Genomic DNA, 20,999 nt, shown 5'->3' on the forward strand with positions numbered 1-20,999 from the left:
TGCAATGCAGGGCCTTTTTGTTTTTCATCGCTGCGTTATTGCGGCACGGCGAAGACACATGCTTCAATTGGGCCGCCGCCCCTCCCACGGGGCGCCTCGATTCCTCTCCACGCGATACTGCCATGCTCCGTCCCTGCCTTACCCTGCTGCGCCGAGCCCTCGCGCCGGCTCTCCTGACCCTGGCCTTGACGCCGGCCGCCCACGCCAAGGACAAGGAGCCGCCGATCCGCATCGGCGAGATCAACAGCTACAAGGCGATTCCGGCCTTCCTGGGCCCCTACAAGAAGGGCTGGCAGCTGGCGCTTGAACAGGTCAACGCCCAGGGCGGCGTGCTGGGCAGGAAGCTGGAAGTCATTTCGCGCGACGACAACGGCAACCCCGGCGATTCGGTGCGCGCGGCCCAGGAATTGCTGGCGCGCGAAAAAGTCGAACTGCTGTTCGGAGGATTTCTCTCAAACACCGGCCTGGCGCTGACGGACTTCGCCAAGCAGCAGCAGGTGTTCTTCCTGGCGGCCGAGCCGCTCACGGACAAGATCACCTGGCAGGACGGCAACCGCTACACGTACCGGCTGCGCCCCTCCACCTGGATGCACGTCGCGGCCCTGGCCCCCAAGGCGCTGGCCCTGCGCAAGAAGCGCTGGGCCATCGTCTACCCCAACTATGAATATGGGCAATCGGCGGTGGCCACGTTCAAGGCCATGATGACGTCCTTCCAGTCCGACGTGGAATTCGTGGCCGAGCAAGCCGTGCCGCTGGGCAAGGTGGACGCCGGCGCCGTCGTGCAGGCTCTGGCCGACGCCAAGCCCGATGCGATCTTCAACGTGCTGTTCGCGGCAGACCTGACCCGCTTCGTGCGCGAGGGCAATACGCGCGGCCTGTTCGAGAACCGCGCCGTCGTCTCGGTGCTGTCCGGCGAACCCGAATACCTGGAGCCGCTGGGCGCCGACACGCCCACGGGCTGGATCGTCACCGGATACCCTTGGTACGCCATCGACACCCCGGCCAACACCGCTTTCGTCGAGGCTTACAAGAAGCGCTACAACGAAAATCCGAAGGTGGGTTCGGTCGTCGGCTACGCCTCGCTCATGTCGATCGCGGAGGGGCTGAAGGCCGCCGGCGCGGTGGACACCGAAAAACTCGTCGACGCGTTCGCGGGCCTGAAGGTGGACACGCCCTACGGCCAGATCCAGTACCGCAAGATCGACCATCAATCGACCATGGGCGTCTACGTGGGCGTGACCGCAGTGGAAGACGGCAAGGGCGTCATGAAGGACTTCGCCTATATCGACGGCGCCCGCCTGCAGCCGCCCGACGAACAGGTCCGCAAGATGCGTCCGGCGCACTGATGAGTCTTTCCGGACTGCTGCTGCAGCTGCTCAATGGCCTGGCGGACGCCAGCGCGCTCTTCCTGGTGGCTGCAGGCCTGTCGCTGATCTTCGGCGTGACCCGTGTCGTGAACTTCGCGCACGGTTCGTTCTACATGCTGGGGATCTATCTCGCCTGGACCTTCACCGGTTATTTCGGCGACGGCGCGGGCTACTGGGCCGGCTTGCTGCTGGCCGCGCTGGCGACAGGCGCCATCGGGGCGGCGATCGAGCGGCTGGTCCTCAAGCGCCTGTACCAGGCCCCCGAGCTTTTCCAGCTGCTGGCCACGTTTGCGATGGTGCTCATCATCGGCGACGCGGCGCTGGCGATCTGGGGGCCCGAGGATCTATTCGCGGCGCGCGCCCCAGGCCTGTCGGGCGCCGTGCAGATCCTCGGCCGCCGCTATCCCGAATACGACCTGCTGCTGATCGCCGCGGGCCCTGTCGTGCTGGGCCTGCTCTGGCTGCTGCTGATGCGCACCCGCTGGGGCCGGTTGCTGCGCGCCGCCGCCGAAAACCGCCAGATGCTGGCCGCGCTGGGCGTGAACCAGGCCTGGCTCTTCACCTCGGCCTTTACGCTGGGCGCCTTTCTTGCCGGCCTGGGCGGCGCCCTGGCCGCCCCGCGCGTCCCCGCCACGCTAGGCCTCGACCTGGAGATCATCGCCAGCGCCTTCGTGGTCGTCGTCGTGGGGGGCCTGGGGTCGATACCCGGCGCTTTCCTGGCCGCCCTGCTCATCTGCTCGACCAAGGCCCTGTTCGTGTTCCTGGGCGCCGTACAGGTCGGCCCCTGGATCTTCAATCTGTCCAAGCTCACCCTGCTGGCGGAATTCGCCGTCATGGCCATCGTGCTGGTGGTGCGGCCCTGGGGCCTGCTGGGCAAGCCGCCCGGGCCCTCGTCCCATGCCGTCGCGGCAGAACGCCCCATTGCGCCTGCGGGTCCGCGCCTGCGGTTCGCCTACGGCACGCTGCTGGTCTTGCTGGCGCTAGCCCCGGTCGCGGCCATCCAATGGCCCTATCTGGGCATCCTGCTGACCGAAATCCTGATCGCGGCGCTGTTTGCCGCCAGCCTGCACTTCCTGACCGGGCTGGCGGGCATGACGTCGTTCGGCCACGCCGCCTGGTTCGGCCTGGGCGCCTATGGCGCCGCGCTGCTGCTGAAACTGGCGTCCGTGCCGATGGAAGCGGCGCTGCTGCTCGGCCCCTTCGCCGCCGCGTTCGGCGCCCTGCTGTTCGGCTGGTTCTGCGTGCGGCTGTCCGGCGTGTACCTGGCGATGCTGACCCTGGCGGTGGCGCAGATCCTGTGGGCGCTCGCCTACCAATGGGACGACGTGACGGGCGGCAGCAACGGCTTGATCGGCCTGTGGCCATCGGCGTGGCTGGCGCGCGGCCCCTGGTTCTACTACCTGACCCTGGCGCTCTGCGCCGCGGGCGTCTGGTGGCTGCGCCGGCTGGCGTTCTCGCCGCTAGGCTATGCGCTGCGCGGCGTGCGGGATTCTTCGCTGCGCGCCGAAGCGCTCGGCATGGACACCCGCCGCGTGCAATGGGCGGGCTTCGTGGCAGCGTCCTTCGCCGCAGGGCTGGCGGGTTCGCTCTATGCATTTTCCAAGGGAAGCATCGCGCCCGACGTGCTGGCCGTGAGCCGGTCGGTGGACGGCCTGGTCATGGTGCTGCTGGGCGGCCTGCAAACGCTGGCCGGCCCGCTCGTGGGCGCGGCCTCCTACACCTGGCTGCAGGATGCCGCCGCCCGCAGCACCGAGTACTGGCACGCCGTGCTCGGACTGGCCATCCTGGCCCTGGTCATGGTCTTCCCCGCAGGCCTTGCGGGCGCCGCGGCGCGGCTGGCCGGGAGGCGCGCATGAGCCTGCCGGGCCGCCCCAAAGGCGAATACCGAATTGCGGAACACGAAGGTGCTCCAGTGACTGCCGCTCCCTTGCTGCAGGTCCGCGACCTGCGGAAATCATTCGGCGGCATCGACGCGCTGGCCGGCGTGTCCTTCACCCTGGAGGCAGGCCGGATGCTGGCGCTGATCGGGCCCAACGGCGCAGGCAAGTCCACTTGCTTCAACGTGCTGGGAGGCCAGTTGCGCCCCGACTCCGGCTCGGTTCTGATGGACGGGCGCGAACTGGTGGGCCTGTCCGCCGGCAAGATCTGCCGGCTGGGCGTGGGCCGCAGCTTCCAGACGGCAGCGACCTTCCAGTCCATGACGGTGCGGGAGAACGTGCAAACGGCGCTGCTGTCGCGCGACCGGCTCCTCTTCACCCCCTGGCGCCGCGCCGCCCGGCATGCGGTCGACGAGGCGATGACCCTGCTGTCGCAGGTGCAGATGGCGGACAAGGCCGCCGAGCCTTGCGGCACGCTGGCCTACGGGGACGTCAAGCGGGTCGAGCTCGCGATGGCGCTGGCGCACCAGCCGCGCCTGTTGCTCATGGACGAGCCCACGGCCGGCATGGCCACGAACGAGCGCCACGCCCTGATGCGGCTGACCCGCCAACTGGCCGACACGCAGCGCATGGCCGTCCTGTTCACGGAGCACAGCCTGGACGTGGTATTCAAGCACGCCGACCGCATCGCGGTGCTGGTGCGCGGCGGCCTGCTGGCGGAAGGCGAACCGGCTGCGATCGCCGCCGACGAACGGGTCAAGGCCGCCTATCTCGGCACAGAGGCGCCGCCGGCCTGAGGCCCGCTCCCCGCGGCCTGCCGCGTGACGGGCTCAGGGCTGCCTGGAATCCCCGGGCTAGCATTCCCAGAAGATCCTGGCCTGGCAGCCCGCGCAGATGCCGCGGTCCAGCCTGGCATAGATGGTGCGCAGCGCCGTCGCCTTGTCGGGAAACACGTGGTCCTCGCCCAGGCGCTCCAGGAAACCGGTGCGGCGCCACATGGCCAGCACCTCCGGACGCGGCCGATGGAAATACAGGTCGCCGCCCATTGCCCGTCTTGCGGCCAGCTCGTCTTCCCAGACCTGGGCGCCGGCCAGGTCGATGAAGTTCATGCTCTTGGCCATCACCAGCAGGTGGCGCGGCGCGCCGGGCGCCGCCCGCAGTTCGTGCAGGCGCTGCGCCACGTGCGTCGCGGCGCCGAAGTAGACGGAACCCTCCATGCGCAGCAGCTTCAGCTGCGGGCATTCCGGCAAGGCCTCCGGCTGGTGCTCGAGCACCACGAAACGCCGCTCCGGGCCGCGCGCATCGAATCCCATGGTGCGCATCGCCGGACGCGAGGTTCGGTGCAGATAGACCATCAGCGAGAGCACCGTGCCCAGCAGAATCGCCACCTCCATGCGGATCGTGACGGTGGCGGCAAGGGTTGCGCCGGCGATGACGCATTCGCTGGGCTGGGTCCGGATCAGCTGCCTCCAGCGCGGAATGTCCAGCAAGGTCCAGGCGACCAGCAACAGCAACCCCGAAATGGCGGCGTGGGGAATCATGGCCAGCAGGGGCGCCGACAAGGCCACCAGCGCCATCAGCAGCAAGGCCGAGAACACGGAGGCCAGCGGCGTCTTGGCGCCGGCCTCGTAGTTGGGAACGGACCGATTCAGCGAGCCGCAGGACAGGTAACAGGAAAAGAAGCCGCCCACGATGTTCGACAGCCCCTGCCCCACGAATTCGCGGTTCGCGTCGATGCGCTGGCCCGAGCGCGTGGCCACGGCCTTGGCGATGGAAATCGATTGCGCCAGGGCCACGATGGTCAGCGCGAAGGCCAGGCTCAGCAGGTCGGGCAAGGCGCGCCAGTCGACGCTGGGCACCTGGAACGGAGGCCAGGGCTGGGCGATGGCGCCCAGCACGGACACAGGCTCGCCGTCGGTCAGCGCATTGAACGCCGCGGCCGCCGCCAAGCCTGCCGCCAGCCCGGCCAGCATGTATGGCTTGCGCTTGTCCAGCCGGCGCACCAGCAAGGCCACGGCCAGGGTCGCCAGCGTCACGAGCAGCGCGCCCCAATGGATCCGCTCCATATTCGCGCCCAGGCTTGCCAGCAAAGCGCCCGCGCCGTGGGAATCGGGCGCTGGCAAGCCCAGCGCGTCCTTCAAGGCATGCACGGCGATCAGCAGGGCCGCGCCGCTGGTAAAGCCGAACAGCGCCGACGGCGAGATGAAATGCGCCAACGATCCCAGCCTCAGGGTGCCCACCAGCCATTGCATCACCCCGACCAGCACGGTCACGGCCAGCGCCAACTGTATGTATCCCGGGCTGCCCGCGGCGGCCAGGGGAGTCAGGACGGCATAAAGCGCCAGCGAATTGGCATTGGTGGGGCCGGACATGACGTGCCGGCTGGAACCGAACAGCGCCGCGACGATACAGGGCACGATGGCGGAATACAGGCCGTACTCGGGCGGCAGGCCCGCCAGCATGGCAAACGCGACGCCTTGCGGCAGCACCAGCAATGCGCCCAGCAGGCCCGCCGCCAGGTCCGCGCGCAAAGTAAGCGCGCTGACCTCGTTGACCCACGGCCCGAACAGCCGGCTCGCGACGTTCATTACCCCTTGCATCATCCCTTCTCGTCCCCTGGCGTCTGCTCTTGAATCGGCCCTGCCGCCAGCCTCTCGGGCGCGCGCAAGGCCGTCTAGCGTAATCTCTAGACCCGGCGCGCGCAACGCGCCCGCCTACTTCAGATAGCGGCGCTCCAGTTCCCGCATGCCCGCATCGCCCTGCAGCGCGATGATTTCCTTGACCGCCGGCAGGCTGGCGTCCACTTCATGGATGCCGCCATCGCGGCGGATGCGGGCGAAGACGTCGCGCATGGCCCCCACGGCCGCGCGGATGGCGTGGTTACCGTAGATCACCAGACCCACGTTGCCCAGGGCCTGGATGTCGGACTCGCGCAGTTGCGGGTACGCGGTCGGCACCAGCACCAAAGGAACGCCCCCGCGCCAAGCCGCCGCAAAGGACAGTATTTCGTCCGGCGTGCTTTGCTTGGAATGGATCAGGATCGCGTCGGCGCCAGCGGCCTCGTAGGCCGCGGCCCTAGCCAGCGCCTCGCTCTGGCCCATCCCCGCGATCAGCGCCTCGGTCCGGGCGATCACGCAGAAATCCGGGTCGCGGCGCGCGCCGCAGGCGGCTTCGACCTTGCCCTGGAACTCCTCGATCCGCACCAGCTCCTGGCGGCCGGCGGCGCGCAGGCTGGTGTCCTTGGGAAAGGTCTTGTCCTCCATCACGATGGCCGAACAGCCGGCCGCCTCGTACTGGGGCACGACGTAGGACACGTTGACCGCATTGCCGAATCCCGTATCGATATCGGCGATGAGCGGCACGTCCACCGCGGCCGCGATTGCCCGCATCATGTCTAGGTGCTGCCCGAAAGAGAGGATATTGGCGTCGGGCACCGCGTAGCTCGCCGAGAGCTCGAAGCCGCTGCCCCAGATCGCGTCGAACCCAGCCTCGGCCGCCAGCCTGGCGGACAGCGGATTATGCGCCGACATGGCGTGCATCAAGGCGGGATCCTGCAATTTCTGGCGGAAGCGAGCGTTGCGGTTCATGGCGGGACAGGTTGCGCAAAACCCGGCGCGGCGCGCGCCGGCTACGCGCATCGTAGCGCCAATCGGGGCTGCGCCGCGAGCTCAGCCCGCCTCGCCTCCGCGCCGCGACTTCATGGCCTGCCCGATGGCGGCCAGCGCGTCGTCGGGGATCAGCCTGGCGGCCATGGGCAGCAATTCGTCCTCTTCGCGCCGGATGTGCGCGGCGTAGGCCTCGGTGAATTCCTTGATTTCATGGGCGGGCAGCTCGGCGGGCCGGCCCCGGGATATCTCGGCGAGCGCCTGGCGCAGCGGCTCCCAGCGCCGGGCCAACTGCCGGTGCTCGGCCACCAGCCCGTCCACCAGCGCGTGCAGGCAGACGGCGTCGGACCCGGCCATGGAATCGATCAAAGCGGGGAACAGGTCCTCTTCCTCGTCCCCGTGATGATGCGCGGCCGCGGTGTCGAAGTACCGCAGGACGCTGGCCGCGGCAGTCTGGGCCGCGGCATCGCTGCCGTGCGCCGGCAGATGAGCGGCCAGCCGCCCCAGCGTGGCGCATTGGCGGGCGATGCGCCCGTGGCAGGCCGACAGCAAGGCCAGCGGATCGTCCGCCCCCGGCGCTGGCGCCGGACCTCCTGGAAAACTCACCGCCATCGCACACCTCCGTTATCCCGCGTGGCCGCGCCACCACAAGCGGATGGAATCCCACGCCCGCCCCGCGAATCCAGCCTCGGCCACCGGCTCCAGCGCCACGACGGGGAATTGCATGGCGGGCTTGCCGTCCACCAGCACGCGCACCTCGCCCACCGTGGCCTGGGCCGCGATCGGCGCAACCAACGGATCCTGAGGCGTCCAGACCCTCTCGACCTTGGCGCCGGCGGGCACCGTCACGTAGGCGTCGCGCTCGAAGCCCACCTTCAGGCTGTCGCTTTCGCCCTTCCAGACCTCGGGGGTGGCTACCGCCTCGCCCCGCGCGTAGAGCTTGATGGTATTGAACCCCTGAAAGCCCCACTCCAGCAACTCGCGGCTCTCCTGGGTGCGCAGCTTGTCCGACGCCGTTCCGACAACCACCGTGATCAGCCGGCGCTCGTCCTTGCCGTTGGGCCGCTTCGCGCTGGCCACGATGCAATAGCCGGCAGCCTCGGTGTGCCCGGTTTTCAGGCCGTCGACGCTGGGATCCAGCCACAGGAGCCGGTTGCGGTTCGGCTGCGTGATCTTGTTATAGGTGAATTGCTTGGCGGAATCGTAGCGCTGGTAAAGCTGGGGGTAGTCGCGGATGAAGCGCGCTGCCAGCACGGACAGGTCGCTCGCGGTGGAATAAGTGCCCGGATCCGGCAGCCCGTGCGGGCTGGCGAAATGCGTGGCGTGCAGGCCAAGCTTCGCGGCGGTGGCGTTCATCCGCGCCACGAAGGCCTCGACGCTGCCCGACACCGCCTCCGCCAGGGCGATGGCCGCGTCATTGCCGGACTGGATCATCAGGCCCCGCAGCAGATCGTCCACCGACACCTTGGAGCCCGGCTCCAGGAACATCTTCGAGCTGCCGGCAGGCACTTTCCAGGCGCGGGTCGATACGGTCACCAGTTGCGTGGCCGACAATTCTTTCTTGCTCAGGGCCTCGAACACGACGTAGGCGGTCATGATCTTGGTCAGGGACGCGGGCTCTATCCGGTCCGTCGCAGCATGCGAGGCGATGACCTGTCCGCTGGTCTCGTCCAGCAGGAGCCATGCCTTCGCCGACAGCACCGGCGCAGGCATGGATTGCGCCGCCGCGCCCGAAACACACGCGGCCGCGACGATCAGGCTCGCCGCCAACTTCTTCATAAACATATAGCTGCTTCACTTTCCATGCGTTGTTTTCATCTCGCGGGAAACGCCTCCGGACGCCTTCAGGCAGGCATCCGGCCGTGCGGCCCTCTCCCGCGCCGCCCGTAATTGGAACACGCGCGGCGCGGTTGGTTCACTCTTCGCCGCACCATGCAAGAAAGCGCGATGAATGTCACGACATCTTGCCGGAACCCTTGTAGAAGGCACTTTCTGCGTTGAAAACAACAAACAACGGCTGAAAACCCGCTGGAAAGCCGCATTTACCGCCACTCTTCCGCTATCATCGGGCGCGTAGCGTTAAATGCCGATAACCGGCACGCGCTGCTCCATGTCCTCAACATACGGATTTTGACCATGGCCACGAAAGCAAAAGCTCCTGCCAAGAAAGTCACCAAGCCCGCCGTCAAGGCACCCGCTAAGAAGGCTCCCGCCACCAAAACCGCTGCGAAGCCCGCTGTGAAGCCCGCAGCCAAGAAGGTCGTCGCCGCCAAGAAGGTCGCTGCTGCCCCCAAGGCCATCAAGGCTGCTCTGAACAAGACCCAGCTCATCGCCTACATCGTTGAGCAATCCGGCGTTGAAGCCAAGGCTGTCAAGGCCGTCCTGGCCAGCCTGGAAACCTCGGTTCTGGGTTCCGTGGACAAGAAGGGCGCCGGCGAATTCACGCTGCCCGGCCTGTTCAAGGTCGCCGTGCAGAAGGTTCCCGCCAAGGCCAAGCGCTTCGGCAAGGATCCGTTCACGGGTGAAGAGCGCTGGTTCCCCGCCAAGCCGGCCTCGGTCAAGGTGAAGGTTCGCCCGCTCAAGAAGCTGAAGGACGCCGCGCAGTAATTCCGCGCGAGTATCCGGTCAAGCCGGAAGGGCCCGCCTCGCAAGAGGCGGGCCCTTCTTTTTTGCCGCGCGCATTGCGCGCTGCGGGATGCCACTGTTAGAATTTATCTTCACGTAAAGATACTTTACCTGGAAATAAATGGCATCCACCAACGATCTCGTCGACCTGGTGATCTCGCAATGGACCGCGGAATGTCCCAGCCAGGACTTCTCTCCCATGGCCGTCATCACCCGCGTGTTCCGCCTGAACGCCCTGGCCACGCGCAACGTCAACCGCAGTTTTCGCCACCACACCCTGCACCAGGGCGAATTCGACGTGCTGGCCACGCTGTACCGCAGCGGGCCGCCCTACGCCCTCAACCCGCAGAAGCTGGTCGCGGCCCTGCTGCTGACCTCCGGCGCGATGACCAACCGGCTGGACCGCCTGGAGCAGGCGGGGCTGCTCATGCGCAGCCCCAACCCGGACGACCGGCGTGGTGTCATCGTGTCGCTCACCGCCGAGGGCCTGCGGATCGTGAAGGCGGTGCTGAAGGACTACCTGAAGGACCTCAATGAATTGCTGGATCCGCTATCGGCCAGCGAACGCAAGCAATTGGCCGGCCTCCTGAAGAAGATGCTGGTCAGGCTGGACCAGGAAACGCCAGGCGGCATCGACGCCTGAGCCCTCCGCCCCGGCGCCTCCCGGCGCAATCCGCTATTCCCCGCCCGAGACCCATGACTTCCGCTTCCCGTTCTCCCCAGGCGCCGGTGCTCACCGCGCCGATCATCCTGCTGATGTCCGTCGCCACCGGCCTGGCCGTCGCCAGCAACTACTATGCGCAGCCGCTGCTGCACACCATCGGCGAGCAATTCTCGCTGTCCACCGCCGCGGCCGGCTCCATCGTCACCACGGCGCAGCTGAGCTATGCGGTAGGCCTGATGCTGCTGGTGCCGCTGGGCGACATGTTCGAACGCCGCAGCCTCATCGTGCTCATGAGCCTGCTGTCCTCGGCGAGCCTGCTCATCTCCGCCTTCGCTCCCAATATCACCGTCCTGATCGTGGGCACCGCGCTGACCGGCATGCTGTCCGTCGTGGCCCAGATCCTGGTGCCCTTCGCCGCCACGCTGGCCGCCCCCCACGAACGGGGCAAGGCGGTGGGCACGGTCATGAGCGGGCTGCTGCTCGGCATCCTGCTGGCGCGCACCATCGCGGGCGTGCTGGCCGACGTGGGCAGCTGGCGCACGGTGTACTGGGTGGCGGCGATCCTGATGCTGGCCATGTCCGCCGCCCTGTGGCGCCTGCTGCCCCGCTACCAGAGCCCCGCGGGCCTGAGCTACCCGCGCCTGCTTGCCTCCATCTTGAAAATGTTCGTCGAAGAGCCGCTGTTCCGCGCCCGCTCGCTCCTCGGCGGCCTGCTGTTCGCCGCCTTCAGCATGCTGTGGACGCCACTGACCTTTCTCCTGGCCAGCCCGCCCTATCAATACAGCAACACGACGATCGGGCTGTTCGGGCTGGCCGGCGCAGCCGGCGCCTACGCCGCCAACCGATTCGGCCGCCTGGCCGACCGCGGCCTGGGCAACCTGGCCACCCGCGTCGGGCTGCTCCTGCTGCTGGGCTCATGGGGACTGATGGCTTTCGGCCAGGCGTCCGTGATTGCCCTGCTGGCAGGCATCCTGGTGCAGGATCTTGCGATCCAGGGAGTGCATGTCACGAATAGCAGCGCGCTCTACCGGATGCGCCCCGAGGCGCGCAGCCGGCTGACGGCCGGTTACATGACCAGCTACTTCATCGGCGGAGCGTCCGGTTCGCTGGTATCGTCCTGGCTGTACGCCCATTTTGGCTGGCCCGGCGTGGTCACGGCGGGCGCCGTTCTCGGAGGGATAACGCTGCTTTACGGCGCCCTCTCGCCAAGCGCGCGCATCCCGGAAACGGCCTCGCCCCCGGTCCACGCCTAGCACCTCCTATAATCAGGGGTTTTGACCGCCACCGAGCCAGGCCGCCCCCGCGCCCGGCGCGGCCGGGCGGCTCACCCTTTTTTGCCACCGTGCACGAGCCCATGCAGGAACGTTACCTCCCCAATATCGTCGAAGCGGCCGCCCACCAAGACTGGCAGGCCCGCGACGTCTACCTGGTCCACGAACACGCCAAGAACGCCGACGGCTCCGAAAAGCCGAAGTTCTACGCCTGCTCGATGCTGCCCTACCCCAGCGGCAAGCTGCACATGGGCCACGTGCGCAACTACACCATCAACGACATGATGGCCCGCCAGTTGCGCATGCGCGGCTACAACGTCCTGATGCCCATGGGCTGGGACGCCTTCGGCATGCCGGCGGAAAACGCCGCCATCAAGTCCAAGGTGCCCCCGGCGAAGTGGACGTACGACAACATCGCCTATATGAAGAAGCAGATGAAGGCGATGGGGCTGGCGATCGACTGGTCGCGCGAAATGTGCGCCTGCGATCCCCAGTACTACAAATGGAACCAATGGCTGTTCCTCAAGATGCTGGAAAAGGGCGTGGCCTACCGCAAGACCCAGGTCGTCAACTGGGATCCGGTGGACCAGACCGTGCTGGCCAACGAGCAGGTCATCGACGGCCGCGGCTGGCGTTCGGGCGCGCTCGTCGAAAAGCGCGAGATCCCCGGCTACTACCTCCGTATCACCGACTATGCCGACGAACTGCTGGGCGCGGTCCAGAACGACCTGCCGGGCTGGCCGGAGCGCGTGCGCCTGATGCAGGAAAACTGGATCGGCAAGTCCGAAGGCCTGCGCTTCGCGTTTCCGCACAAGATCGCCGGCCCTGACGGCCAGCTGATCCAGGACGGCAAGCTGTACGTCTTCACGACCCGCGCCGACACGATCATGGGCGTGACCTTCTGCGCCGTGGCGCCGGAACACCCCCTGGCCACCCAGGCCGCCCGCTCCAACCCGCAGCTGGCCGCGTTCATCGAGCAATGCAAGCTGGGCGGCACGACCGAGGCCGAAATGGCTACGCGCGAAAAGGAAGGCATGCCCACGGGCCTGTACGTCACGCACCCCGTCACGGGCGCCGAAGTCCAGGTATGGGTCGGCAACTACGTGCTCATGACCTACGGCGACGGCGCCGTCATGGGCGTGCCGGCGCATGACGAACGCGATTTCGCCTTCGCCAAGAAATATGACCTGCCCATCGTGCAGGTCGTGGACGTGGCCGGCAAGGCCTACTCCACCGACGCCTGGCAGGAATGGTACGGCGACAAGCAGGCCGGACGCACCATCAATTCCGGCAAGTACGACGGCCTCTCGCACAAGGAAGCGGTCGACGCCATCGCGGCCGACCTGGGCGCGCAGGGCCTGGGCGAAAAGCAGACCACCTGGCGCCTGCGCGACTGGGGCATTTCCCGCCAACGCTACTGGGGCACCCCTATCCCCATCATCCACTGCGCGGATTGCGGCCCGGTTCCCGTGCCCGAGAAAGACCTGCCCGTAGTCCTGCCGGACGATCTCATCCCCGACGGCAGCGGCAATCCGCTGGCCAAGAACGAGGCCTTCCTGTCCTGCGCCTGCCCCAAGTGCGGCAAGCCCGCGCGCCGCGAGACGGACACGATGGACACGTTCGTGGACTCGTCCTGGTATTTCATGCGCTACACCTCGCCGGGCAACGACAACGCCATGGTCGACGCGCGCAATGACTACTGGATGCCGATGGACCAGTACATCGGCGGCATCGAGCACGCCGTACTGCACTTGCTGTACGCCCGCTTCTGGACCAAGGTCATGCGCGACATGGGCCTGCTCAACTTCGACGAGCCCTTCACCAAGCTGCTGTGCCAGGGCATGGTGCTGAACCACATCTATTCGCGCAAGACGCCCCAGGGCGGCATCGAGTACTTCTGGCCGGAAGACGTCGAAAACGTCTATGACGACCGCGGCGCCATCGTCGGCGCCAAGCTGAAGTCCGACGGCTCCGCCATCAATTACGGCGGCGTGGGCACGATGTCCAAGTCCAAGAACAACGGCGTCGACCCGCAGTCGCTCATCGACACCCTGGGCGCCGACACGGCCCGCCTGTTCGTCATGTTCGCCAGCCCGCCCGAGCAGACCCTCGAATGGTCGGACTCCGGCGTCGAAGGCTCCAACCGCTTCCTGCGCCGCCTCTGGTCGATCAGCTACGCCAAGCGCGAGGCCGTCGCCCGCGGCCTGGCTCACGGCGCCGACTGGACGCAGGCTCCGGCTCCCGTCAAGGATCTGCGCCGCGAGGTCTATTCGCTGCTCAAGCAGGCCGACTACGACTACCAGCGCATCCAGTACAACACCGTCGTGTCCGCCTGCATGAAGATGCTGAACGCGATCGACGACGCCAAGCTGCCTGAAGGCGCTCCCGCGGACGCCGCCTACGCCGAAACCCTGGGCGTGCTGCTGCGCGTGCTGTACCCGGTCGTGCCGCACATCACCTGGCACCTGTGGAGCGACCTCGGCTACGCGCAGGAATTGGGCGACCTGCTGGACGCGCCCTGGCCGCACGTGGACGAGGCGGCGCTGGTCGCCGACGAGATCGAACTGATGCTCCAGGTCAACGGCAAGCTGCGCGGCTCGATCCGCGTGGCCGCCAAGGCCGCCAAGGAAGACATCGAAAAGCTCGCGGCCGCGCAAGAAGAGGTCGCCCGCTTCCTGGAAGGCCGTCCGCCCAAGCGCGTCATCGTGGTTCCGGGCAAACTGGTCAACGTCGTAGGCTGATGAGGTCAAGCATGCACTTCGCCGGGCAACAAACGCACTTTCCCCGCCAAACGTGGCTGCTGCGCGGCGCCTGCCTGGCGCTGTTCATGCTGCTCTCCGCTTGCGGCTTCGCCCTGCGGGGAGTCACTCCGCTGCCGTTCGACACGCTGTACATCGGAATCCCCGACAACACCCAGTTCGGCGCCGACGTGCGCCGCGCGGTGCGCGCGGCGTCGCCCAACACCAAGCTGGTCGACAACATCAAGGGTGCGCAGGCCATCCTCCAGCAGGTCTCCGACGCCCGGACCTTGCGCGAGGTCTCGCTGAACGCCCAGGGCCGCGTCGAGGAATACGAACTCGGCATCAACTATACGTTCCGCCTCATCGACGCCAAGGGCCGCGCGGTGATCCCGGACACCACGCTGTCGGTCTACCGCGAAATGCCCTACGACGACCAGGTCGTGCAGGCCAAGCAGGGCCAGATCGAAACGCTGTACCGGGCCATGCAGCGCGACCTCGTGTCGCGCCTGCTGCGCCGCTTGACCGCTCCCGAAGTGCGCACCGCCTTCGAGAACGCCGAGCAACGCGGCGAAGACGGAGAAATCCCGCTGTACGACCCGAACGCCCCCGAGCCGCAGCGCACACCGTCGCCCTGGCACACGCCGTCCACCACCGATCCGGCCAACGTGCGCTAAATGGCACAGCCCCTGGACGCGGACCGCCTGGCCGAACACCTGCAACGGCCGGGCAACCGGCTGGCGCCGCTATATACGGTGTCGGGCGACGAGCCCCTGCTGGTGACGGAGGCGGTGGACGTGCTGCGGGCCTCGGCCCGCAACGCCGGCTATACCGACCGGCTGTCCATGGTGATGGACGCCCGCAGCGACTGGAGCTCCGTCACCGCCGCCACGCAAAGCGTGTCGCTTTTCGGCGACCGCCGCATTCTCGAAATCAAGATCCCGACCGGCAAGCCCGGCAAGGCCGGCGCCGACACGCTGTCGCGGCTGGCCGAGCAGGCCGAAAAACAGGCCGACCCGGACACGCTCGTCCTGATCTCGCTGCCCCGGCTGGACAAGGCCACGCGCGAGAGCCGCTGGGTGCAGGCATTGAGCCGCGGCGGCATGATGGTCGATATCGCCAGCATCGAACGGGGCCGCCTGCCAGCCTGGATCGGCATGCGCCTCGCGCGCCAGAACCAGCGTGCCGACAACGCCACCCTTCAATGGATGGCGGACAAGGTCGAAGGCAATCTGCTGGCCGCCCACCAGGAAATCCAGAAGCTCGGCCTGCTCTATCCCGAGGGCCAGTTGGCGGCGGAGGACGTCGAACGCGCGGTGCTGAACGTGGCGCGCTACGACGTCTTCGGGCTGCGCGACGCCATGCTCGCCGGCGATACGGGCCGTACCATCCGGATGATCGACGGGCTGCGCGCCGAAGGCGAGGCCCTGCCCCTGGTGCTGTGGGCGGTGGGCGAGGAAATCCGCTTGCTGGCCCGCGTGGCGGAAGCCCGCGCCCTGGGGCAGGACGTGAATGGCCTGATGCGCCGCCTGCGCATTTTCGGAGCGCACGAACGCCTTGCCCTGCAGGCCTTGGGCAGGGTGCAGCCGGGCGTCTGGCCGGCCGCGGTGCAGCACGCGCACGAAGTGGACCGCCTGATCAAGGGCCTTTCCGTGCCAGGCCGCCTGTCCGATCCCTGGGAAGAAATGACGCGGCTGGCGCTGCGCGTAGCCGCCGCCGGCGGACGACCGTGAAGGCGGCATAGCCGCCGCCTCCGCCCTCCACCACCGGCCACGCGCCGGATATACACTGATTCTTCAGGCGGCCCACATGCCGCCCCATACTCCATGATCGACGCCGCCATGTCCTCGTCCTCCATCGAACAATCCATGCTCACCCTGGGTGAGAATGCCCGCCGCGCCTCCCGCGCCATGATGCGCGCCACCGGCGCCGCCAAGAACCAGGCCCTGCTCGCCATGGCCGACGCGCTCGCCGCCAGCCATGACGAGCTCAAGGCGGCCAACGAGAAAGACGTCTCCGCCGCCCGCGCCAATGGGCTGGAGCCCGCGCTGCTGGACCGCCTGACCCTGTCGGACAAGACGCTTGCGCACATGGCCGAAGGCCTGCGCCAGATCGCCGCCCTGCCGGACCCGATCGGAAGCATTACCGCCACCACCGTGCGTCCCAACGGCATGCGCGTCGCCCAGATGCGCGTGCCGCTCGGCGTGATCGGCATCATCTATGAATCCCGCCCCAACGTGACGATCGACGCCGCGGCCTTGTGCCTGAAGTCAGGCAACGCCGCCATCCTGCGCGGCGGCAGCGAAGCGCTGCACTCCAACGTCGCACTGGGCCGCATCGTGCAAAAAGGCCTGGCCGCCGCCGGCCTGCCGCAAGACGCCGTGCAAGTCGTGGCCACCGCCGACCGCGCCGCCGTGGGCAAGCTCATCACCATGACCGAACACATCGATGTCATCGTGCCGCGGGGCGGCAAGGGCCTGATCGCCCGCCTGGCCCAGGAAGCCCGGGTGCCGCTGATCAAGCACCTGGACGGCAATTGCCACGTCTACATCGACGCGGCGGCAGACCCGGACAAGGCCCACGCCATTGCCCTCAACGCCAAGACCTACCGCTACGGCATCTGCGGTGCCATGGAGACCCTGCTGGTCGACGCGGTGGCCGCGGTTTCCATCCTGCCCAGCCTGGCCGCGGATTTCGCCGAGCATGGCGTCGAGCTGCGCGGCTGCCCCCGCACGCTGGCCTTGCTGCCGCACGCCAAGCCGGCCACCGAAGAAGATTGGGCGACGGAATACCTCGGCCCCATCCTGGCGGTGCGCATCGTCGACTCGCTGGACGACGCCATCGAACACATCGCGCGCTGGGGTTCTGGCCACACCGACGCCATCGTCACCGAGGACCTGTCGGCCGCGCAGCGCTTCCAGCGCGAGGTCGACTCCAGCTCGGTCTACGTCAACCTGCCGACCTGCTTCGCGGATGGCTTCGAATACGGCCTCGGCGCCGAAATCGGCATCTCCACGAACCGGCTGCACGCCCGGGGGCCGGTCGGCCTGGAAGGCCTGACCACGCTGAAGTGGGTGTTGAGCGGCGAAGGCCAGGTCCGCGGCTGAGACGCATCGGGCGCGCCGCCGCGGCGCGCCTGACGCAGCCCTGAACACGGGGCCGCGGCTAGCCTTTTACAATACGGCCAGGCATTTTCTCCCGGCTTTCTTGTCATCCGAACGCGGCCCGCCGCGCAACCCGAGATCCCCCATGCATTCAGCCGCCATTTCCATGGCCTTCAGCCTTTTCGTGCTGTGCTTCATTACCTGCACAATCAGCGGCATCGTCCTGTTCTTTTTCAAGAGCAAGCAGATCAACTCCGCGCTGAAGCATCCGTACCTCCAGCACCGCACTTTCGCCCAGTATCCCCTGGCGGTGCGGGCAGCGATCACGCTGGACTACTTCTTCCGCCTGATGTTCCCGGGCACCCGGTTCTCGCTGATCGGCAACGCCAACGACCTGCTGGGCCACGTCGATCCGAAGAAGACGCCGCTAGCCCTGAAATGGCCGATCGTCGGCTTCTGGGGCTCTTGCTGGCTGGGGCTGATCGCGATGGTCGCCCTGTGGATCATGCTGTATCTCGGAGTCTGAGCGCATGCAGATCAGAATCGAAGACTATCCCGGCTGCCTCGAGGCGGCCCGTTACCTGATCGCGGCGCGCGAATCCGGCGTGGCCGGCCCTCGCCTGCCTGCCGACGTCCGCCCGCAGTCGCTGGGGCAGGCCTTCGCCGTGCAACAACGCACCGCGCAGCTGCTGCAGGAAAAGCGCCAGGACGGCATCGCCGCCTGGAAAAGCGCGCTGCCGTCCCCCGAGAAAACCGTCGTCGCCCCCATCTATGCCTCCACGGTCGCATATGCCGAGACCGGCCCGATCGCCGCGCGGACCGACGTGCTGCGCATCGAACCCGAAATCGCATTCGAGATCGCCCGGGACCTGCCCGCGCGCGCCGAGCCTTACACGGATGCCGAGATCGACGCCGCAGTCGCGGGCGCGCGCCTCGCCCTGGAGGTCCTGGGCTGCCGCTACTCGTCTCCGGAACACGCCAGCCTGCCCGAGCTCCTGGCAGACCATATGTTCAACCTGGGGCTGGTCCTGGGCCCGCGCATCGCCTCGCCTCATTCCGCCCCCGGCAGCATGAGCATCACCCTGTCCATCGACGGCGAGGAAATCGAGCAGCACGCGGGCATCCATCCGAACGACCAGCCGAAGGCCGGGCTGTACTGGCTGGCCAATTTCCTGCGCGAACAAGGCCTGGGGCTGCGGGCCGGCCAGCACGTCATCACCGGCTCGTACGCCGGATTCCTGGACGTGCCCGCCAACCGTGACGTCGAACTCGCCTACGGCGACCTCGGCGTCCTGCCCCTGAGGTTCAGCAAGTAGACCGCGAACACCGGAGGCTGGCCGCGAGCCAGCCTTTTTTTCTAGCGGGCCGCCGGCTCGGCGACGCCGACGGCCTCGCCGGCCGCCTCGATGATCTCGCCGACCGCCAGGCATAGGTCTTCGCGGTAGCGCCCCGCCACCACCTGCACGCCGACCGGGCTCGGACCCGCGCCGCTCATGGCCGTCCCCATCGCGACCGTCAGGCCGGGCAATCCCATGAACGGCACGCCGATCTGCGTCATTTGCGCGCGCCAGACGCGGGCATAGGCCTCGTCGCCCTGCAGATCGAGCTTGTCCGGAAAGGGAAGCTCCGCGGATACCGGCAGCAGCAGCACCGGGTAATCGGCAAAGAACAACTCCCACATGCGCGTAAGCGTGGCGCGGCGCGTCAGCACCGCGGAAAAGCCTGCCAGATCGGCGCCGGCCGCCTTCTCGCGCTGGCCCGCCAGCGCCACGAGCGCACCGCGGTCGCCTTCTTGCTCGGCTGCCGCGACCAGCGCCTCATAGCCGTCCGCCAGCCACATGCGGATCTGCAGTTCGGCCGCCTCCTGCATCGGAGGCAGGGAATCCAGGGTGTCCACCGTCCAGCCAGCCTCGCTGAGCCTGCGCGCCGCCTCCTGCAAAGCCTTGACCACGGCGGGTTCGGTGTCCATGCCATCGGGATTCAGGCACAGCGCCGCCCGGCGCGGCGCATCGGGCCCGGTCAGGGGCGCTGGAACCCACCAGGGATCGCGAGGGTCTGGCGCCGCCAGCGCGGCCAGGCCCAGCCGCAGATCGGCGATGCTGCGCCCCAGGGGGCCCGACACGGCGGTCAGTTGCGCGCCGATGGAGCGTTCGGGCAACGCCGCGTTGTACGCGGGCACACGCCCCAGGGAGGGCCGCAGCCCATGGACGCCGCAGGCATAGGCCGGGTAGCGGATGGATCCAGCGATATCGGTGCCATGCGCCAGGTGGCCGACACCGGCAGCCACGGCGCTGGCCGCGCCGCCCGAAGATCCTCCCGGCGTCAGCGCCGGATTGCGCGGGTTCAGCGTGTCGCCATGCAAGCGGTTGCTCGTGAACCAGCGCAGCGAAAACGCCGGCGTATTGGTGCGCCCCAGGATGACCGCCCCCGCGCGGCGCAAGTTGTCCACGACCGGGCTGTTTTCGGCAGCGATCGCGTCCTTCTGCAGGCTTACGCCATTGGTGGTGGCAAAGCCTGCCTGGTCCACATTGATCTTTACCGTGACGGGCACGCCGGCCAACGGCCCCGGCTCCTCGCCGCGCGCCAGGGCCGCGTCCACCTCGGCGGCTTGCGCGAGCGCCGATTCGGGACGGTAATCCACCACGGCATTGAGAACGGGGTTGACGGCTTCCAGCCGCTGCAGCGCGCTTTGCGCGGCTTCGCGCGCGGAGACATCGCGCTTGCGGATACGGGCGGCAAGCTCAACTGCGGACAAACGCCAAAGATCGGACACGCTGGGCTCCTGGGTCATGGATTTGCAAGGCTCGTCCACCTTAGCGCCTGGCGACGCCGCCCACAAGCCGGCCCCGCAACGGCGCCGCTACTTGGCCTCTTCGAAGACCTCGACGATCGCGTCGGCCACCGCGCGCACGCGGGCCGTGCGGTTCAGGTCGCCATGCATCACCAGCCACAGATCATAAGGTTCGCTGCGGTTCGGCCAGATGCGCACCAGATCCGGATAGTCGGGCGCCATATGCGTGGGCAGTTCGCCGATACCCAGGCCTGCGACCACGGCTTCGATGATCATCAGGCCGGAATTCACCTCCAGGCCGATGCGGCCATTGCCCGTAGGCTCCCCGCAAAACATGTCGGACCAGCCCGGCAAAAGCGCTTTCTGGTACGCCACCAGCGTGTGTCCCGCGAACGCCGTTCCCGGGCGGGGCTCGCCGTGCTCAGCCAGGTACGCCCGGGACGCATACAGCCCGACCTCCTTGCGCGCCAGGTGGCGGTGGATCAGGTCGGGGTTGTCCGGCCTGAGGTTCCGTATCGCCAGGTCCGCCTCGCGGCGCGTCAGATTGCTCAGCTGGATCGCCGTGGACAGCGTGACGCGGATATCGGGATGCTGGGCGTGCACGCGCCGGATGGCCTCCATGACGAAATACCGGGCCACGGTTTCCGACGTCGCCACCCGCACCACGCCTGACAGGCGGTGGTCCAGCCCCTGCATCTGGCGCTGCAGCTGGTCGGCCGCCTGCTCCATGCGTTCCGCCGCAGCGAACGCCAGCTCGCCGGCGGCCGTGGGCACGTATCCGCCCGGCGTGCGCAGGAACAGCCGCGCGTCGAGCGAAGACTCCAAGGCCGCCAGCCTGCGGCCGGCCGTGGCCTGATCGATCTGCAGCAGGGCCGCTGCGCCGCGCAGCGTGCCTACCCGGTAAATGGCCAGGAAAATCCTGGCGTTGTCCCAATCCATGCGGAGTTCCGTTGATGC

Annotated in this window: 18 protein-coding genes; 12 read left to right on the top strand and 6 right to left on the bottom strand. The window is 67.8% G+C overall.

Translation table 11 applies throughout. The features are described from left to right. Window positions 1-122: 122 nt before the first annotated feature. The 3 genes from JL37_RS02640 to JL37_RS02650 are packed head-to-tail and all read left to right on the top strand — an operon-like array spanning window position 123 to window position 4,041. Window positions 123-1,346, top strand: a complete 1,224-nt coding sequence (locus JL37_RS02640; protein WP_043541772.1) for an ABC transporter substrate-binding protein — start codon at window positions 123-125, stop codon at window positions 1,344-1,346. Continuing rightward, complete coding sequence (locus tag JL37_RS02645; RefSeq protein WP_043541774.1) at window positions 1,346-3,223, top strand: ABC transporter permease; 1,878 nt, start codon at window positions 1,346-1,348, stop codon at window positions 3,221-3,223. The genes JL37_RS02640 and JL37_RS02645 overlap by 1 nt, the downstream gene beginning before the upstream one ends. 56 nt (window positions 3,224-3,279) lie before the next feature. After that, window positions 3,280-4,041, top strand: coding sequence for an ABC transporter ATP-binding protein (locus JL37_RS02650; RefSeq protein ID WP_043541839.1), 762 nt, complete (start codon window positions 3,280-3,282; stop codon window positions 4,039-4,041). 57 nt (window positions 4,042-4,098) lie between these two features. On the opposite strand, the gene JL37_RS02655 is transcribed toward JL37_RS02650, so the two are convergent. The 4 genes from JL37_RS02655 to JL37_RS02670 all read right to left on the bottom strand — a co-directional run bounded on the left by JL37_RS02655 (window position 4,099) and on the right by JL37_RS02670 (window position 8,634). Further along, the gene (locus tag JL37_RS02655; RefSeq protein ID WP_156124199.1) at window positions 4,099-5,832 is read right to left on the bottom strand and encodes a SulP family inorganic anion transporter; all 1,734 of its coding nucleotides are present in this window, start codon (window positions 5,830-5,832) and stop codon (window positions 4,099-4,101) included. Window positions 5,833-5,958: 126 nt separating this feature from the next. Then, complete coding sequence (locus JL37_RS02660; RefSeq protein ID WP_043541842.1) at window positions 5,959-6,831, bottom strand: phosphonopyruvate hydrolase; 873 nt, start codon at window positions 6,829-6,831, stop codon at window positions 5,959-5,961. Window positions 6,832-6,912: 81 nt separating this feature from the next. Beyond that, complete coding sequence (locus JL37_RS02665) at window positions 6,913-7,461, bottom strand: hemerythrin domain-containing protein (RefSeq protein WP_043541775.1); 549 nt, start codon at window positions 7,459-7,461, stop codon at window positions 6,913-6,915. A 12-nt stretch (window positions 7,462-7,473) separates the two neighbouring features. Then, complete coding sequence (locus tag JL37_RS02670) at window positions 7,474-8,634, bottom strand: D-alanyl-D-alanine carboxypeptidase family protein (protein WP_081954964.1); 1,161 nt, start codon at window positions 8,632-8,634, stop codon at window positions 7,474-7,476. 351 nt (window positions 8,635-8,985) lie between these two features. Here JL37_RS02670 and JL37_RS02675 point away from each other — a divergent pair, with 351 nt between their 5' ends. The 9 genes from JL37_RS02675 to JL37_RS02715 all read left to right on the top strand — a co-directional run bounded on the left by JL37_RS02675 (window position 8,986) and on the right by JL37_RS02715 (window position 18,567). After that, window positions 8,986-9,456 (top strand): HU family DNA-binding protein, encoded by a 471-nt coding sequence (locus tag JL37_RS02675; RefSeq protein WP_043541777.1) that lies wholly within the window; start codon window positions 8,986-8,988, stop codon window positions 9,454-9,456. 139 nt (window positions 9,457-9,595) lie between these two features. Then, window positions 9,596-10,117, top strand: a complete 522-nt coding sequence (locus JL37_RS02680) for a MarR family winged helix-turn-helix transcriptional regulator (RefSeq protein WP_043541778.1) — start codon at window positions 9,596-9,598, stop codon at window positions 10,115-10,117. Window positions 10,118-10,170: 53 nt separating this feature from the next. Further along, window positions 10,171-11,391 (top strand): MFS transporter, encoded by a 1,221-nt coding sequence (locus JL37_RS02685; protein ID WP_043541780.1) that lies wholly within the window; start codon window positions 10,171-10,173, stop codon window positions 11,389-11,391. Between the two features lie 101 nt (window positions 11,392-11,492). After that, entirely contained in the window at window positions 11,493-14,150 is a 2,658-nt protein-coding gene (gene leuS, locus JL37_RS02690; RefSeq protein ID WP_043541781.1) for a leucine--tRNA ligase, read from the top strand. Between the two features lie 11 nt (window positions 14,151-14,161). Next, on the top strand, window positions 14,162-14,824 hold the full coding sequence (lptE, locus tag JL37_RS02695) for an LPS assembly lipoprotein LptE (RefSeq protein WP_043541782.1): 663 nt from the start codon (window positions 14,162-14,164) through the stop codon (window positions 14,822-14,824). Continuing rightward, a complete protein-coding gene (gene holA, locus JL37_RS02700) occupies window positions 14,825-15,880 on the top strand; it encodes a DNA polymerase III subunit delta (RefSeq protein ID WP_043541784.1) in 1,056 nt (351 codons plus the stop codon). 93 nt (window positions 15,881-15,973) lie between these two features. Next, entirely contained in the window at window positions 15,974-17,254 is a 1,281-nt protein-coding gene (locus tag JL37_RS02705) for a glutamate-5-semialdehyde dehydrogenase (RefSeq protein WP_043541785.1), read from the top strand. A gap of 142 nt (window positions 17,255-17,396) precedes the next feature. Next, window positions 17,397-17,777, top strand: coding sequence for a hypothetical protein (locus JL37_RS02710; protein WP_043541786.1), 381 nt, complete (start codon window positions 17,397-17,399; stop codon window positions 17,775-17,777). A 4-nt stretch (window positions 17,778-17,781) separates the two neighbouring features. Beyond that, the gene (locus tag JL37_RS02715) at window positions 17,782-18,567 is read left to right on the top strand and encodes a 2-keto-4-pentenoate hydratase (protein WP_043541787.1); all 786 of its coding nucleotides are present in this window, start codon (window positions 17,782-17,784) and stop codon (window positions 18,565-18,567) included. Window positions 18,568-18,608: 41 nt separating this feature from the next. Here JL37_RS02715 and JL37_RS02720 read toward each other — a convergent pair whose 3' ends face one another. Both JL37_RS02720 and JL37_RS02725 read right to left on the bottom strand, forming a co-directional pair. After that, on the bottom strand, window positions 18,609-20,024 hold the full coding sequence (locus JL37_RS02720) for an amidase family protein (RefSeq protein WP_043541843.1): 1,416 nt from the start codon (window positions 20,022-20,024) through the stop codon (window positions 18,609-18,611). An 87-nt stretch (window positions 20,025-20,111) separates the two neighbouring features. Continuing rightward, window positions 20,112-20,981, bottom strand: a complete 870-nt coding sequence (locus tag JL37_RS02725; protein WP_043541789.1) for a LysR family transcriptional regulator — start codon at window positions 20,979-20,981, stop codon at window positions 20,112-20,114. Between the last annotated feature and the right edge of the window lie 18 nt (window positions 20,982-20,999).

It is taken from the genome of Achromobacter sp. RTa (genome assembly GCF_000757485.1).
Classification (GTDB): Bacteria; Pseudomonadota; Gammaproteobacteria; order Burkholderiales; family Burkholderiaceae_B; genus Achromobacter.